This window comes from Collinsella sp. An7, from assembly GCF_002159335.1.
GTDB lineage: Bacteria > Actinomycetota > Coriobacteriia > Coriobacteriales > Coriobacteriaceae > Coprousia.
Genome location: NZ_NFHP01000007.1, coordinates 29,709 through 43,575, shown reverse-complemented (window position 1 = coordinate 43,575; position 13,867 = coordinate 29,709). Strand labels below are relative to the sequence as shown.

The following is a 13,867-nucleotide window of genomic DNA, read 5'->3' as shown; positions in this document are numbered from 1 at the left end:
TCTCTTTCGCTCTCGTGATCATTTGCTCCTTGGGCTATGGGGGAGGAATGCGCGAGTGCGTAAGGGAGACGAGTCGACACCACGCGACGTACGGGGACGCATTGAGCTGTGCCGGTACCGGCTTTGGCGGGCCGTGGGCAAGAGGATCGCCGGGTGCGCGAGCAGCGCAAGCGCGTGGGGCGTCGCCGATGCGAAAGAGTACGCGCCGGGAGGGCAGCGGCAGACGCACGGCCGCGCCCCTCCGCCCGTTGCGGCCGAGCCATCGCGCGACCGAGCGCGCGAGAAGGCCCGCGGCAAGGGTGCAAGCGAAAAGAAACGCTGCGCCGCCTGCGATGACCGCGATCCCGGTTTGTGCGTCGATGCCTCCGAACCCGGCCGCTGGCAGGCCGCTCATGTCGGCCTGGGCGCTTCCCGTCGCACGGCTGGGGTCGAGGTACGTTGTGGGGAGCAGCGGAGCGACCCCGCGCAGAGGGCTGAGCGGGGCGAAGTACCAGGATTGCGCCGCGAGGACGATACTGCCCGCAATGAGCGCCGCTGCGGGGATGCGCGAGCGGGTGAGCGTGCGAAGCGCCACCGCGACGGCGGACGCAAGCGCCGCGATGCCGAGCATGAGGGTGCCGCGCTCCACAAGGACGGCGCCCACCGTGGTGGAGACGGTGGCGTTTCCGCCGGTGAGGTAGACGATCGGGTAGGAGGGGTCGCCGACCCCGTTGCGCAGCGCCGCCGCCATCGCCCCGGAGAGCGTTACTGCAAGCGCGGCACCGGCGCCCCACGCCGTACCCCGCACCCACGCGTGCCCAAGGCTGCGCGCCCAGGTTCCGTTGCGCATCCGTGTACCTGCGGCGCAGGCGCCGCCGCGGGTGCTGCCCCGACGGACGACGCCGCTTTCCACCCCGGCGAGCACGCCCGCTGCGAGGGGGATCATCCAAACCGCAAAGTCGAGCGACCCATCGTAGCCCGGCACGTCGTCTGGGAGCAGCCACGCGCCCCAAGGGCTGAGCGCGAGCGGTGCGAGCACATAGAGATCGGAAGTGAGGTACACGAGCGCGGGCATGGTTTGGGGAAGCCGGTACACCACGGGCGTCGCGAGCTCGGAAAGGGCGCGCTCAAATGACGCCCGTGCGCTCCAGTAGGTGCGCATGCTGTTGGTATCCTCGGCATTCAGCTCATGGAGTTCGGCATAGGCGCCCCAGTACGCTGAGGCGTCGGGTGCTTCAACGATGCGCGCAAGAATCGCCACGGAGCGCTCCAGCTGGTCTTGCATGCGCTCAAGCGCGGGGTCGGGACCTTTTTGTGCGAGCAGGCGCTCTCCCATCTCAATCAGCTCGCGATAGGACGCAAGAGCATCGCGCGCCTCGGTGAAGGTGGGGTCAGAGCGAAAGGCCTGCTGCTGCGCGGAGGGGTCGTTCGACCAGCCGACAACCGGTCTGAGCGCGGGCAAGGCGGCGAGTGCGGCCGCAAGGAGGGTCACCGCGACGAGTGCGCGGTGTCGCGCGATTGCCCGCTGCAAGCTCAGAAGCACCCGACGCACGAGCCCTCCCTCTCCGTGCCGATGTTTCCATCGTACCCAAAAAAGAACTTGCACTGTGTATATGAGTGTATATACTGTACTTATCGAGTATATACAGTGTACCCGATGCGGAGACGGTCGAAGACGTCGGGCCGTCGCCGCGCCGCGCTGTGGGGACGCCCGCCGCGCGGCATCCCGGCAAGGGACGCCCCGCCGGGCGCACAGAAAGGATATCGATTACGTGGAACTCATCATCTCAAATTCCAGCTCGGCCCCCATCTACGAGCAGATTACAAGTCAGATCAAGGGCCTCATCCTCACCGGCGAACTCACCCAGGGCGAGCAGCTGCCGAGCATCCGTGCACTGGCTAACAGCCTGCGCGTGAGCGCCATCACCACCAAGCGCGCCTACGCCGACCTCGAGGCCGCCGGCTTCATCGAGACGGTTCAGGGAAAGGGCAGCTTCGTGGCGGGCGGCAACGCCGAACTCATCCGCGAGGAGCAGCTCCGCCATGTCGAGGGCTATCTGGGGCAGGCGATCGATGCCGGGCGCTCGCTCGGGCTCACCGACGCCGAGCTCACCGAGATGTTCGAATTTGCGCTCGAAGAGGGGGCGCAGCCGTGAGGGGATGGAATGAACCCGTCCCCATCCATCCCCATCCAGGGGATGAAATGAACCTGTCCCCATCCATCTCCATCCGACCGAAAGAGTGATTCGCATGGCGATTATCGTCGATGATACAAAGGACTCCCTCGCCACGAGGGGCCTTGCCGAAACCTCGGGCCGATCCCGCTTTACCCTCAGCGATCGTGGGCACATCATCGAGGCGCGCGGCATCACCAAGCACTACGACGGCTTCTCGCTCCAAGACGTGAGCTTCGCCGTCGACGAGGGCGAGATCGTGGGTTTCGTCGGCCAGAACGGTGCCGGCAAGTCCACCACGATCAAGGCGCTGCTCGGACTCATCGCGCTCGACGGGGGCGAAGCCCGCGTGCTGGGCATGCCGTCCCATGCGCTCTCGCGCCCGGAGCGCGCGGAGGTCAAGGAGCGGGTTGGCGTGGTCTTCGACACGGTCTCGATGCCCGGACATCTGCGTGTGGTCGACGTGGGACGGGTCTTTGCGCACGCCTACCGCACGTGGGACCAGCGCGGTTTCGAGCGCCTGACGCACGAGTTCGAGCTCGCGGGGTCAAAGCAGGTCAAGGACCTCTCCCGTGGCATGGGTATGAAGCTCTCGCTCGCCTGCGCCCTCTCGCACGATGCCCGGGTGCTCATTTTGGACGAAGCCACCGCTGGCCTCGACCCCATGGCGCGCGACGAGCTGCTGGACCGCCTGCGCGACTTCGTGGCCGAGCCGGGCCGCGCCATCTTCATGTCGAGCCACATAACCTCGGACCTCGAGCGCATCGCCGACCGCGTGCTCTGCATCGACGCGGGGCGTATCGTCTTTGACCTCGCCAAAGACGAGATCACTGACGAGATGGGTATCGCCCGCTGCCGCGTGGCAGATTTTGAGCGCGTGGCGGCCTCGGGGCTCATTCCCGAGCGCGAGCTGCGCTACCGCAAGCACGACTACGGCATCGACGTGCTCGTGCCCGACCGCTTTACGTTTGCCGAGCGCTTTCCGGAGATCCCTGTCGACCGTATGGCCATCGACGACTACCTTACCCTCACCCTGAAAGGCGGTGTGCGATAGATGAAGCGCGCATACCTTATGGAGCTGACGATCTTTCGCGACTACATCAGGCAGCTCATGGGCGTCGGCTTTTTTGTGGCGATCTTTGTGAGCGCCGGCATGGGCTCCATCGTGGCTGCGCCCGCCATCCTCACCATGATGTTCTTTATGATGGGTACCATGGCGGCGGCTGCGTACGACGAGCAGAACGGCTGGGGGCGCTTTAGGCTTACCATGCCGGTGAGCCGCCGCGACATCGTGCTTGGGCGCTACGGCGTTATCGTGACGCTCGGTCTGGTGGGGCTTGTGGCAGGGTGGGCCGCCTGCGCGGTGCTGCTTGCGCTCTCGGGCGTTGTCGACCTGCCGTTTGGCCTTTCGCAAGCTATCGCCTTTGACCAGGAGATGCTGCAGGGGGCGGTCTTTGCCACGGCGTTCTGCCTGGCGCTGGGCGCGCTCATCGCCGCAATCGAGACACCCATCTACTTCAGGTTTGGCCAGAACAAGACTACTCAGTGGCTGCCCATGATCACGGTGCTCCTCTTTGTAGGGCCCATGCTCATCGTCAACGGCACGGGCATCCTCGATAGCGGCGCCGTCCACATGGAGACGATCACCCGGCTCCTCGGCTTCATCGAGACGCCGATGGGTGTGGCGGTGTGCTTCGGTATCGCCGTGGCCTTTGCCGTCGTGGTGCTCGGCATTTCGGCCGCCGTCTCGCTCAAGCTCTACGAGCGCCGCGAGCTGTAATGGGTCAGTTGGGGACGTGTTCCATCTGATCCATGTTGCGCGGCATGACTCAAAACAACCCCGTCCCGAAATGCATGGGGGCAAGTTGGGTACAAGACGGGGGATACCAATGGCAGGAGGCAGAGATGACGTGCTTGATCGTGGTGAGCAGCAAGAGTGGTAACACACGGCTCGTGGCAGATGCGTTGGCGAGCGAGCTGGCCGGTGCCGGCGTGGCAGCGGCCGGCCCGTTTGCGCCCGAGGAGGTTGCCGAGACGGAGCTCGGCGGGGCGGACACCGTGCTCGCCGGGTTCTGGACCGACAAGGGCGACTGTGCGCCCGACCTTGCCGCGGTGCTCGAGCGGCTCGGCGGTAAGCGTGTCTTTCTCTTTGGCACGGCGGGCTTTGGCGGGAGCGAGGCGTACTTTGCCCAGATTCTCGACCGCGTGCGCGCCCACCTGCCCGAGGACGCAACCTACCTGGGCGGCGCGATGTGCCAAGGCAAGATGGGCGCCGGCGTGCGCGCCCGCTACGAGGCGATGCTCGCGGAGCATCCAGGCGATGAGCGCATCCGGGGTATGATCGACAACTTCGACGCGGCGCTCGCGCACCCCGACGAGGCCGATCTGGCGCGTATCGTCGCAGCTGCCCGCGAGGCCCTGGCGTAAGGGCCGCTGCCGAGCCCGCACGTAGGGTAGCGGCCGATGCGTCCGAGTGCATCCCATGTTGCATGTGGGCGTCGAGCCCGCGGGCCGCGTCCGTGCACTGGCCCGCGGGCTCTCCATGGCCGGGCGGGGCTGTGTGGGGGCGTCCCGCAGTATGGCGATCGGCCTCGCTGTAGCGCCCTGCTGCCAGCGGGATCTCGGTGACGTCCGGCCGCGGCGCCCTGCGCGCATGTCCAGCCGCGGCGCCTTGCGGCCAACGGGCCCCACCCGGCGATGTCCAACTGCGGCGCCCCGCTCATGTATTGCGTAAGCGTTCGGTCAGCATTCGGCAAGACGGACGGCGTATCGGGTAAGGTACATCATATGGTTACCCTGACTTCCCCCGCCGGAGGGGTCCGCATCATGCCCGCGCCCAAGCCCTATACGTCCCAGCCGCTGCCGCTCGTCGGCGTGCGCAACACGCGCGACCTGGGCGGCTTTCCCTTTATGGACGAGCAGGGGCGGAGCGGCACCACCGCGCGCGGCGTCTTTCTCCGGTCCGGTTCGCTCACCCGCCTCACCCTGCGCGACCGCGATGAGCTTGAGGCGTACGGTCTCGTGCGGGTGGTCGATGTGCGAAGCAACTTTGAGCTGCGCTTTTTGTCCGACCCGTACGCCCGCCGCCCGCACCCCGGAGTGTCGTACGCGCACATCCCCCTTATGGACCAGCTCAACTCCAACGGCTTTGCGGGGCTCTTGCCCGAGAGCATGTTCGCAAGCTATCGCGACCTCCTCGACGGCGACGCCCCAAACGTGGGCCGCGTCATGGCGGCGCTCGACGTGCCGGAGGGCTGCGTGCTCTTTCATTGCCGCGTGGGCAAGGACCGCACCGGCGTGATCTGCATGCTGCTGCTCGAGCTTGCCGGCGTGCCGCGCGCCAACATCGTTGCCGACTACGCCGTCACCCAAAACTATATGGGCGGCTTCTTGCGGCTGCAGCGCGCAGCCGTGTCGGTGGCGCTGCGCCGTCGCGTGCCCCGTTGCCTCTTTGAGGCGAATCCCCGCGAGATGGAGCGCACCATCGACCACCTGCACGGGCGCTACGGCGGCGCGCGCCGCTACCTTGTGGAGCAGGCGGGCTGCGACCCGGCTCTCCTTGACCGACTTGCTGCGCGACTTCGGGGCCGGGCGTAGCCACGGAGTCGCGCCTAGCGCAAAAACTCGACCCCCGATGTGAGTGCATCTTTTGGAATCCCCGAGTAGACCGGGTAAATCCGCGCGAAATTCTCGGCAAAAGACCAGTTGAGCACTTTATCTCAATGGAGTACTACCGAGCCATTCTAAAAGATGCGCTCACATCGGGGGTCGAGTTTATCCAGCGACCCTCGTGGCCGGGCGCCCCCACCGCGAGGGGCGCCCGGACAGGCTGTCTTACTTGATCTTCGTCGTTCCCGGGGCGAGGTTGGGGTCGGTCTCGTTGGCGGCGTCTTGCTGGTGCTTGGTAAAGATGCCGCCTCCGTGTCCAAAGAGCTCAAAGTACTGGATCATCGAGAGGTCGTAGCGCGTGGTCGCTGCGCGCTCCGCGGCGGAGCCCTCGGGCGCATCGATCTTCTCGCCCGTGAGGAACCACGTGCCGTCGGCGTCGCAGTAGCCGGTCGTGTTGATGGCCGGCATCTCCGTGCGTGCCGCAATCTGCGCCTTCTGGTAGTCGGTGAGCGGCGCCCCGATGAGCTCGAGCAGCATCGAGCCGAGGTAATTGGTGGAGGTGTCGACCTGCTCGCTCGTCTGGCTCGAGCCCGCCACGTCGTAGTTTGCCCAGATCACGTAGTCGGTCTGCCACAGGCGCTCGGCGTGCACGGCCTCGTCCTCGTTGGTAAACCAGGCGTCGTTGTACGTGTCGGGGAAGAACGGCTGGTGGTCGCCAAAGAACACCAGCACAACCTTGCGGTCAAGCTTCTCAAGCTTGCTCAGGAACTCCTCGAGCGCGCGGTCGGATTCCTGGATGAGCGCAAGGTACTCGTTGACCTCGGGGTCGGACACGCCGTCGACGAGATAGTTGACCTGCTTGTCGTACGGCAGAAGCCCCGTCTCGTAGCCGGAGTGGTTCTGCATCGTCACGTCAAAGATAAACTGCGGATCGCTGTTCTCGTTCAGCAGGTCGAGGATTTTGTCGTAGGTCGCCTCGTCGGTCACCATGCCGCGCAGACGGTCGGCATCGGCAAAGTCGTTGATGGTGAGGAAGTTGTCAAACCCAAAGTCGCGGTAGACGTTCTCGCGGTTCCAGTTGGTGCCGTGGTTGGGGTGCATGGCCGTGGTGGCGTAGCCCAGGTCGCTGAACTGCTGGGCGAGGTTCTTGGTCTGCGTGAGGTTGTAGGTGGAGTAGGGGTACACGCCGTTGCCGAGGTAGGCCATGGAGTTGCCGGTGAGGAACTCAAACTCGGTATTGCACGTGCCGCCGCCGTACGCCGAGACGTAGAGCGTGCCGCGCGCCACGGCGTCGGAGATGCTCTTAAAGAACGTGGGGCCCTCGTAGCCGGCGTGGAGGTTCTGGTAGATGGAGAGGTCGGAGAAGGTCTCGTTCATGATGGCGATGACCGTGGGCTTTTCCTCGTCAAACTGCGCGGTGGCCTGGGTGCGCGCCTCGTTGGCGGCATCCTGCTCGTCGTAGGTGGCAACGTACTCGTCGAGCAGCTTTTCGGCGGTGCCGGTGGAGTAGTTTTTGGGCTTGGGCGGGATGATGGTCTGCGCGCTCGAGATAAACGAGGGCAGGTAGCCCTGGCGGTAGTAGCTCTCGAGCGGGCGCCAGGTGTAGATCTGGATGCCGAGGGTGTTGTAGTAGTCGATGAGCGTGACGTGCGCGGTGATCCCCGCAAGGCAGAGCACGCCCACGATGAGGTTGATTACCAGGCCGCGGCGGCTGCGCTGGGCGCGCTCGGGGCGCCACGCGCCGGCGGCGAGGCAGAGGAGCGCGGCCACGGCGGCGAGCGCGATGCCGTAGAGGCAGTAGGCCGAGAGCGTGTAGGTGTAGCCGGCGCTTACCGCGGCGGCCGTGCTGAGGGCAAAGAGGTCGCCGGGCTGGATGGGCATCGACTTGAAGAGGATCACGAAGTACTCGGCGATGCCGAGCATGCAGAGCGCGAGCGCGAGGAAGGCGCTCGCGCCGCCGCGGCGCTGCGAGATAAAGAAGAGCCCGGCCATCGCGACGGTGATGAGCGCAAACTCGAGCAGCAGGCAGAGTGGGTACATCCAGGTGATGTCGTGGTTGCTGGGAATCTCGAGCCCAAACGTGGCAAAGACGCCCGCGAGCACGAGGGCGATGATGCTGGCTGCGAGCGGATGGGGGAAGCGTCCGCCCTCCGCAGTGAGGGCGCGCAGGCGCGCGGTGAGGTGGGGGCGGGTAAAGCAGGCCACGGCGCAGGCGGTGATCACGAGGTTCATGATGAGCGACGAGAGGACGTCGTTCTGCACAAGGCCGAGTGCCGCCCACACACCGATAAAGACCTGGAGGGCGGTAAAGACGACGCCCCAGACGATGCCGCTCGTGCGGAAGGGGAGCGCCTTGGTGCGATTGGCAGGCGCGTCAGCATTGCCCGCGGGTGCTCCGGCCTCCTCGGCAGGCAGGGCGGCAAAGCGCCGGTTGGCGAACACGCCGAGCGCGATGCTCGCTACGGCGGCGATGAACGATATGATGGCGACGACCATAGAGGACCCTCCATCTCGGTGGCGCGCGCCTTGCGTTGCCTTGACACGCACCTCACGAAACCCTGATATGCAACAACCCACTATCGTAGCCGCAGATTGTCTAGAATCTGCCGACGACCTGCAGCTTGTATGGAAAAGCTATAAGGTCGTAAGGGTTTGATAAGGATGATGGATTTCGGGCGAAGTGGAGGCCTTGTTACGGCGGGTATGGCGGCTCCGGTGCGCTCGGGGAGGGCCGGCGACCCGCGCAACCGCTACAAAAGGGCGGGGCTTTGTGGCGGGGATGCCCGCGACACCCAGGGAGGGCCGCGACCCCGTCCTCTCGGTTCCTTTGGTTGTCCGTACATTTCTCGGCCGCGCCCGCGCGCTGGGCGGCTAAGATGATGCGCGGCAAGATATTGCACGTGCGCAGGAGGACTACATGCCCAAATTCGACCTCATTGCCTTCGACCTGGACGGCACCGTCTACGTCGACCACGCCAAGTACATTCGCCCCCGCGTGATCCGCGCGTTTGAGACCGCCCACGAGGCGGGTGTGATGCTCTCCGTGGCCAGCGGCCGGCCCGTCGGCATGCTCGGGGCAAGTTTGGTCGATGCGCCGTGGCTCGACTGGAACATCACGGTCAACGGGGCCTGCGTGAGCAGCGCGCGCGACGGCCGGGTGCTGAGCGCCCGCATGATGCCGGTCTCGCAGGTGCGCGCCGTGGTGGAGGCGGTGCGCTCGCTCGGCGGTACGGCGGGGCGCGGCGGCTGGAGCCTCTTTGCGCCCAACATCAGCGGTTTTGACCGCGAGCTCAACCGCGAGAAGTTCGCCAGCCGCGGCACGGGCGACGGCGACCGCACCAACTTCAGCTTTGTGGAGAACGCTCTCGCCGGCGGTCAGGACGTGGCGGAGATCCCCAGCATCGACGAGGCGCTCGACGAGCTCGATACCGATGTGTACAAGGTGGGCTGCATGCTCGACACGGTCGAGCAGACCCAGGCGGCCATCGACCTGCTGAGCGCGAGCGATGCCGTCGGTGGGCTCGAACTCGCCTGTGTGGGTCCCACCGAGCTCGAGATCACGCGCGCCGGCGTGAGCAAGGGCTCGGCCCTCTCCATTCTGTGCGAGCGGCTCGGGATCGACGAGGGCCGCGTGGTGGCCTTTGGCGACTCGGGCAACGACGTCACGTTTGGCGAGAGCGCCTGCACCTTTGTGGCCATGGGCAACGCCACGCCCGAGATCAAGGCCATCGCCGATGACATCTGCCCGCCCGACACCGAGGACGGCGTGGCGGTCTGGCTCGAGCAGAACCTGCTGTAAAGAAAAACCCTGGCGATCCCCGGCGCGGGTGCCGGTGGAAGTCGCCCGGAGCGTGCAGCCCGTCAGCGCCGGAAACCCTGCCGGTCAACGGCGGCCGCGCGGCGAGCGCACCGTGCGAAGGGCGCGGCGCCCGCCGGAACGCGTCGCTCACCCAAGCATAGCCCTCAACACAAAAAGCGCCCTCCCTCGGCATAGCTACCGAGGGAGGGCGCTCAACACTCGCGCAGGCAACGCGCGGCGCGGCGCAGCGCCAAGCCAAACCGGGCCGGTCACCCCGCCAAGCTGCGCCGCTACGGCTGGTCGTTCACGCCGATGCGCTTCATGCGGCCGACCGAGCGGAACTTCGTGAACATCGGCACGTACTCAACCGAGACGCTCGAGTTCTCGAGGCCGTACCACCGCGCCGGCGACCCCGCCCAGCGGCGGATCGCGTACTTGAGCGCGATGGCGGTGCGCTCGTGATGGTCCACGTCGCTCTCGGGCGAAAGGGTCTTGCGCAGCATGTAGAACTGGAACGACCCCACGGGGCTCGGCTTTTTGTAGACCGAGTACTCGTGCACCTGCGCCGGCAGCTCGCCCGTGGCCGAGAGGTCCTGCACCACCTGGCGCAGGTACGCGTTCACGCGCTGCGGCACCTTGTAACCCAGGTAGAGGTGCACGCGGTAGACGTAGTCGGTCCCAAAGTTCTCGACCGAGTAGGCAAAGGTGTGCGGCTCGTCCATCGTCTGGATGTTGATGAACCACCACGCCTTGGCGCGCTTGGGGTGCTTATCGAGGATCGAGTAGAGAATGTCGCGGTCGAGGAAGTTGGTGTTGGTGCCGTTGGTGAGGTAGACGAGGTTGTCGCTCACGAGGTCGTAGGTGGTGTCGTGGCGCAGACGGTCGAGCTGGCCCAGGTAGTTTTTAATGGGCAGCAGCGTGGCCTGGCGGCGCTCCACCGCGGTGCCGGCGTACCAGCAGAGCATGATGGCCATAATGAGCGCGGCCATGAGCAGCGTAAAGTAGCCGCCGTGGAAGAACTTGGTGAGCGACGACACGAGGAACGACCCCTCGAGCAGCGCAAAGAACGTCACAAAGATCCAGGGCGCCACGCGCAGGCCGCGAATCTTATGCAGATAGAAGAAGAGCAGAAGCGTTGTGCAGAGCATAGTGATGGTGATGGCCAGGCCGTACGCCGCCTCCATGTGCGCCGAGCTCTGGAAGAGGAGCACCACCACGACGCAGCCAATCCACAGCACGTAGTTGACCATGGGGATATAGAGCTGGCCCTTGGTCTCGGCCGGGTAGAACGTCTGCATGTGGGGCATGAGGTCGAGGCGGATGGCCTCCGAGACCAGGCTGAACGCGCCGGTAATGAGTGCCTGCGAGGCGATGATCGCCGCGGCGGTAGAGAGCAGCACCGCAAACGGGCGGATCCCCGGATCGAGCATCTGGAAGAAGGGGTTGAGGTCGTCGACGGCGAGCAGCTCGGCATTGCCGGCGTTGGCGAGCAGCCACGCGCCCTGGCCAAGGTACGAGAAGAGCAAGCAGACCTTAACAAACGGCCAGGTGGCGTAGATGTTGCCGCGGCCCACATGGCCCATGTCTGAGTAGAGGGCCTCGGCGCCCGTCGTGGCGAGGAAGCAGCTGCCGAGGATCATAAAGCCCGCGTGGTTGTTGGGCGAGAGCAGAAACTGGATGCCGTAGACGGGGTTGATGGCCAGAAAGACCACGGGGTTGTCGAGCACGTGCAGAAGGCCCATGACGCCCAGAAAGACAAACCAGAGCGTCATGACCGGGCCAAAGGCGCGGCCGATCTTGCTCGTGCCGGCACGCTGCACCACAAAGAGCAGACAGATGATGGCAAGGGTGATGGCCACGACGTTCATCTGGTTATCGCCGATGACGCCGTAGACTTCGGGGATGGTGCGCAGACCCTCGATGGCGGTGGTCACCGTAACGGCGGGGGTGAGGATGCCGTCGGCGAGCAGCGCCGAGCCGCCGAGCATGGCGGGGATGATGAGCCATTTGCCAAAGCGCCGCACGATGCTGTAGAGGGCGAAGATGCCGCCCTCGCCGTGGTTGTCGGCCTTGAGCGAGATGAGGACGTACTTGACCGTGGTGAGGAGCGTGACCGTCCAGATGACGAGCGACAGCGCGCCGAGCACGAACTCCTGCGTGACGCTCATGATGCCACCGTTGCCGGCCACGAGCGCCTTGGTGACGTACATGGGCGAGGTTCCGATGTCTCCGTAGACAACGCCCAGGGTGACGAGCATCGCGCCGATGCTCACCGGGATGGCGGGGTGCGTCCCGCCGGCGGCTTTATCGCCCGGTTTAGCCGAGGTCGATAGCTCGCCATTCTGGTGTGTGCTCATGGAAGAAACTCCTTGTAGCAGCCGATACGCGCTGCGCCGGCGCGGCGGGCGGGCGCGCGGCCCGCGCAGCGCCTCCGTACGCAGGAGGCCGCATGCGCCCAAACGGGAACACCCGGCCTAGTAGCATCGCATCATAGCTATAGACCTACCGGTATGCAAGGGGTTCTACCTTGGGGTTTATAGCCTGGTTATGGGTTTGGCGCCCGGCTCGGGCCGCCCGCCCCGCAGGAGGCATCTGCCGGGTGCGCCCAGGGCCCGCTGTGGCGCGTCAGGGAAACTCAACCCCCGATGTGAGTGGATCTTTTGGAGAGGGCGAGTAGCACTTTGGCTAGATAAAGCGCTCAACTGGGGATTCGATGTCCAGAATCGCGTTTTGGAGTCGGTGTGCTCGCGAGTTCTAAAAGATACACTCACATCGGGGGCCGAAATGTTTTAGCAGGCCCCTGTCGGCGATGCGGCAGGGCCATCGCGTGCGGGGAGTGCGCTGCGCCGCGGCCCGCGCTAGCGGCGGCGCACCAGGTAGCACTGGTGGATGCGCGGGTTTCGGGCAAAGTCCTCGGGGATGGTTTTGGCCGTGATGTTCTCGAGCTCCACGCCGGCGCGGCCGAGCGCGCGCAGGTCGGGGCGGAACGAGCGTAAATTGCACGAGAAGATGGCCTCGCCCTCGGGAGTGAGGAGGTCTGCCACGCCCGAGATGAGCTCCACGTGGTCGCGCTGCACGTCAAAGCTCGCGCGCGACATGCGCGACGAGTTGGAGAACGTGGGCGGGTCGCAGAAGATGAGGTCCCAGCGGTTGGCCGGCCGCCGCTTCTGCTGACGGATCCAGGCCATCACGTCCGCGCGCACAAAATGGTGGTCGGGCCCGGTAAAGCCGTTGCGCGCCATATTGCGCTCGGCCCAGTCGAGGTAGGTGTTTGAGAGGTCCACGGTTACAGTCTCCTCCACGCCGGCGTCGGCGGCGTAGCAGGTAGCGGTGCCGGTGTAGGCAAAGAGGTTGAGAAACCAGCGCCGACCGCGCGCCCGCTCGCGCACCATGCCGCGCGTGACCCGGTGGTCGAGAAAGATGCCGGTATCGAGGTAATCGTCAAAGTTGACCTCAAAGGTGAGGCCGCCCTCTTGGATGAGCGGGTTGCCGGAGATGTCGCCGCGCGTCGCCCCGGCGCGCTCGCCGGTGCCGCCCTGGCGCGGATCGGCGCCGGCGGCCTGGAGGGCGTACTGCGAGCCGCCGCGGGCGCGCAGCCGCTCGCGCGCGTGGACGTGCTCGGCCGGCACGTCGAGCACGGCGGGGGCGAGGGCGAGGATGTCGGCCATGCGGGCGCGCGCGAGCAGGGGGTCGATGGTTTTGGGCGCAGCGTACTCGGCGATAACGAGCCAGCGGCCCGGGGTCTCGCCCGCGCCCTGATAGAGGTCGATGGCGGCGGCGTAGTCGGGGAGGTCGGCGTCGTAGACGCGGTAGCAGCTGACTCCCTCGCGCGCGGCCCACTTGCGGCGCAGGCGCGCGACCTTCTTGAGCCGGTTGGCAAACTGTTGGGATTCTTCCAGGTACACGGGCACCGCCACGTTATCGCCCACGATGGCCGTGGCGTGCGGTGCGCTGAGGTCGGGGTCGATGCTGGTGTCCATGGAGCCTCCCCTTACTAATTACTGTGGTCGCGTGCGGGTTAGGGTCCATTCTGCACTGATGGGCGTCAGGTGCCAAGCGGTGGGGGAGTAAAAAGCTGGGGCGCAGAAGACGTGCGCGGCGCGGAGGGCGGGGGTGGTGCGGAGCGGACTGGAAGGCGCGGTGGAGCGGTGCTCGCCGGGCTGGCGCGGCGCGGGCGGAGGGTTGATGCGGAGAGTACGGGAAGGCGAGACGGGGGCACCGGAGGGTGCGGAAGACGGGCGCGGCGCCCGTGGCAGAACGATGCCCAGCGCATTGTTTGACGGGTCAATTGTTATGAACCCATATA

10 protein-coding genes are annotated in these 13,867 nt (G+C 65.9%); 6 read left to right on the top strand and 4 right to left on the bottom strand.

Translation table 11 applies throughout. The features are described from left to right. Positions 1-34 precede the first annotated feature (34 nt). Positions 35-1,471, bottom strand: a complete 1,437-nt coding sequence (locus tag B5G20_RS08485) for a hypothetical protein (RefSeq protein WP_158094429.1) — start codon at positions 1,469-1,471, stop codon at positions 35-37. A 280-nt stretch (positions 1,472-1,751) separates the two neighbouring features. Here B5G20_RS08485 and B5G20_RS08480 point away from each other — a divergent pair, with 280 nt between their 5' ends. The 5 genes from B5G20_RS08480 (at position 1,752) to B5G20_RS08460 (ending at position 5,750) form a co-directional block, all read left to right on the top strand. Next, on the top strand, positions 1,752-2,135 hold the full coding sequence (locus B5G20_RS08480; protein ID WP_087356481.1) for a GntR family transcriptional regulator: 384 nt from the start codon (positions 1,752-1,754) through the stop codon (positions 2,133-2,135). Positions 2,136-2,229: 94 nt separating this feature from the next. Further along, the gene (locus B5G20_RS08475) at positions 2,230-3,207 is read left to right on the top strand and encodes an ABC transporter ATP-binding protein (protein ID WP_087356480.1); all 978 of its coding nucleotides are present in this window, start codon (positions 2,230-2,232) and stop codon (positions 3,205-3,207) included. Beyond that, the gene (locus B5G20_RS08470) at positions 3,208-3,933 is read left to right on the top strand and encodes an ABC-2 transporter permease (protein ID WP_087356479.1); all 726 of its coding nucleotides are present in this window, start codon (positions 3,208-3,210) and stop codon (positions 3,931-3,933) included. A gap of 125 nt (positions 3,934-4,058) precedes the next feature. Continuing rightward, positions 4,059-4,580, top strand: coding sequence for a flavodoxin family protein BilS (bilS, locus tag B5G20_RS08465; RefSeq protein WP_087356478.1), 522 nt, complete (start codon positions 4,059-4,061; stop codon positions 4,578-4,580). Between the two features lie 360 nt (positions 4,581-4,940). Beyond that, positions 4,941-5,750 (top strand): tyrosine-protein phosphatase, encoded by an 810-nt coding sequence (locus tag B5G20_RS08460; protein WP_239286942.1) that lies wholly within the window; start codon positions 4,941-4,943, stop codon positions 5,748-5,750. Between the two features lie 237 nt (positions 5,751-5,987). Here B5G20_RS08460 and B5G20_RS08455 read toward each other — a convergent pair whose 3' ends face one another. Then, complete coding sequence (locus B5G20_RS08455) at positions 5,988-8,258, bottom strand: LTA synthase family protein (protein WP_087356476.1); 2,271 nt, start codon at positions 8,256-8,258, stop codon at positions 5,988-5,990. A 421-nt stretch (positions 8,259-8,679) separates the two neighbouring features. Here B5G20_RS08455 and B5G20_RS08450 point away from each other — a divergent pair, with 421 nt between their 5' ends. After that, positions 8,680-9,561, top strand: a complete 882-nt coding sequence (locus tag B5G20_RS08450) for an HAD family hydrolase (RefSeq protein ID WP_087356475.1) — start codon at positions 8,680-8,682, stop codon at positions 9,559-9,561. Between the two features lie 290 nt (positions 9,562-9,851). Here B5G20_RS08450 and B5G20_RS08445 read toward each other — a convergent pair whose 3' ends face one another. Beyond that, on the bottom strand, positions 9,852-11,819 hold the full coding sequence (locus tag B5G20_RS08445; RefSeq protein WP_239286952.1) for a KUP/HAK/KT family potassium transporter: 1,968 nt from the start codon (positions 11,817-11,819) through the stop codon (positions 9,852-9,854). 600 nt (positions 11,820-12,419) lie between these two features. Then, complete coding sequence (locus tag B5G20_RS08440; RefSeq protein ID WP_087356473.1) at positions 12,420-13,541, bottom strand: class I SAM-dependent methyltransferase; 1,122 nt, start codon at positions 13,539-13,541, stop codon at positions 12,420-12,422. Between the last annotated feature and the right edge of the window lie 326 nt (positions 13,542-13,867).

Bases quoted from the DNA above. Each gene is read 5' to 3' on its own strand.
- B5G20_RS08455 (WP_087356476.1), bottom strand. From the start codon at position 8,258: ATGGTCGTCGCCATCATATCGTTCATCGCCGCCGTAGCGAGCATCGCG.
- B5G20_RS08475 (WP_087356480.1), top strand. From the start codon at position 2,230: ATGGCGATTATCGTCGATGATACAAAGGACTCCCTCGCCACGAGGGGC.
- bilS (WP_087356478.1), top strand. From the start codon at position 4,059: ATGACGTGCTTGATCGTGGTGAGCAGCAAGAGTGGTAACACACGGCTC.
- B5G20_RS08460 (WP_239286942.1), top strand. From the start codon at position 4,941: ATGGTTACCCTGACTTCCCCCGCCGGAGGGGTCCGCATCATGCCCGCG.
- B5G20_RS08440 (WP_087356473.1), bottom strand. From the start codon at position 13,541: ATGGACACCAGCATCGACCCCGACCTCAGCGCACCGCACGCCACGGCC.
- B5G20_RS08470 (WP_087356479.1), top strand. From the start codon at position 3,208: ATGAAGCGCGCATACCTTATGGAGCTGACGATCTTTCGCGACTACATC.
- B5G20_RS08450 (WP_087356475.1), top strand. From the start codon at position 8,680: ATGCCCAAATTCGACCTCATTGCCTTCGACCTGGACGGCACCGTCTAC.
- B5G20_RS08445 (WP_239286952.1), bottom strand. From the start codon at position 11,819: ATGCTCGTCACCCTGGGCGTTGTCTACGGAGACATCGGAACCTCGCCC.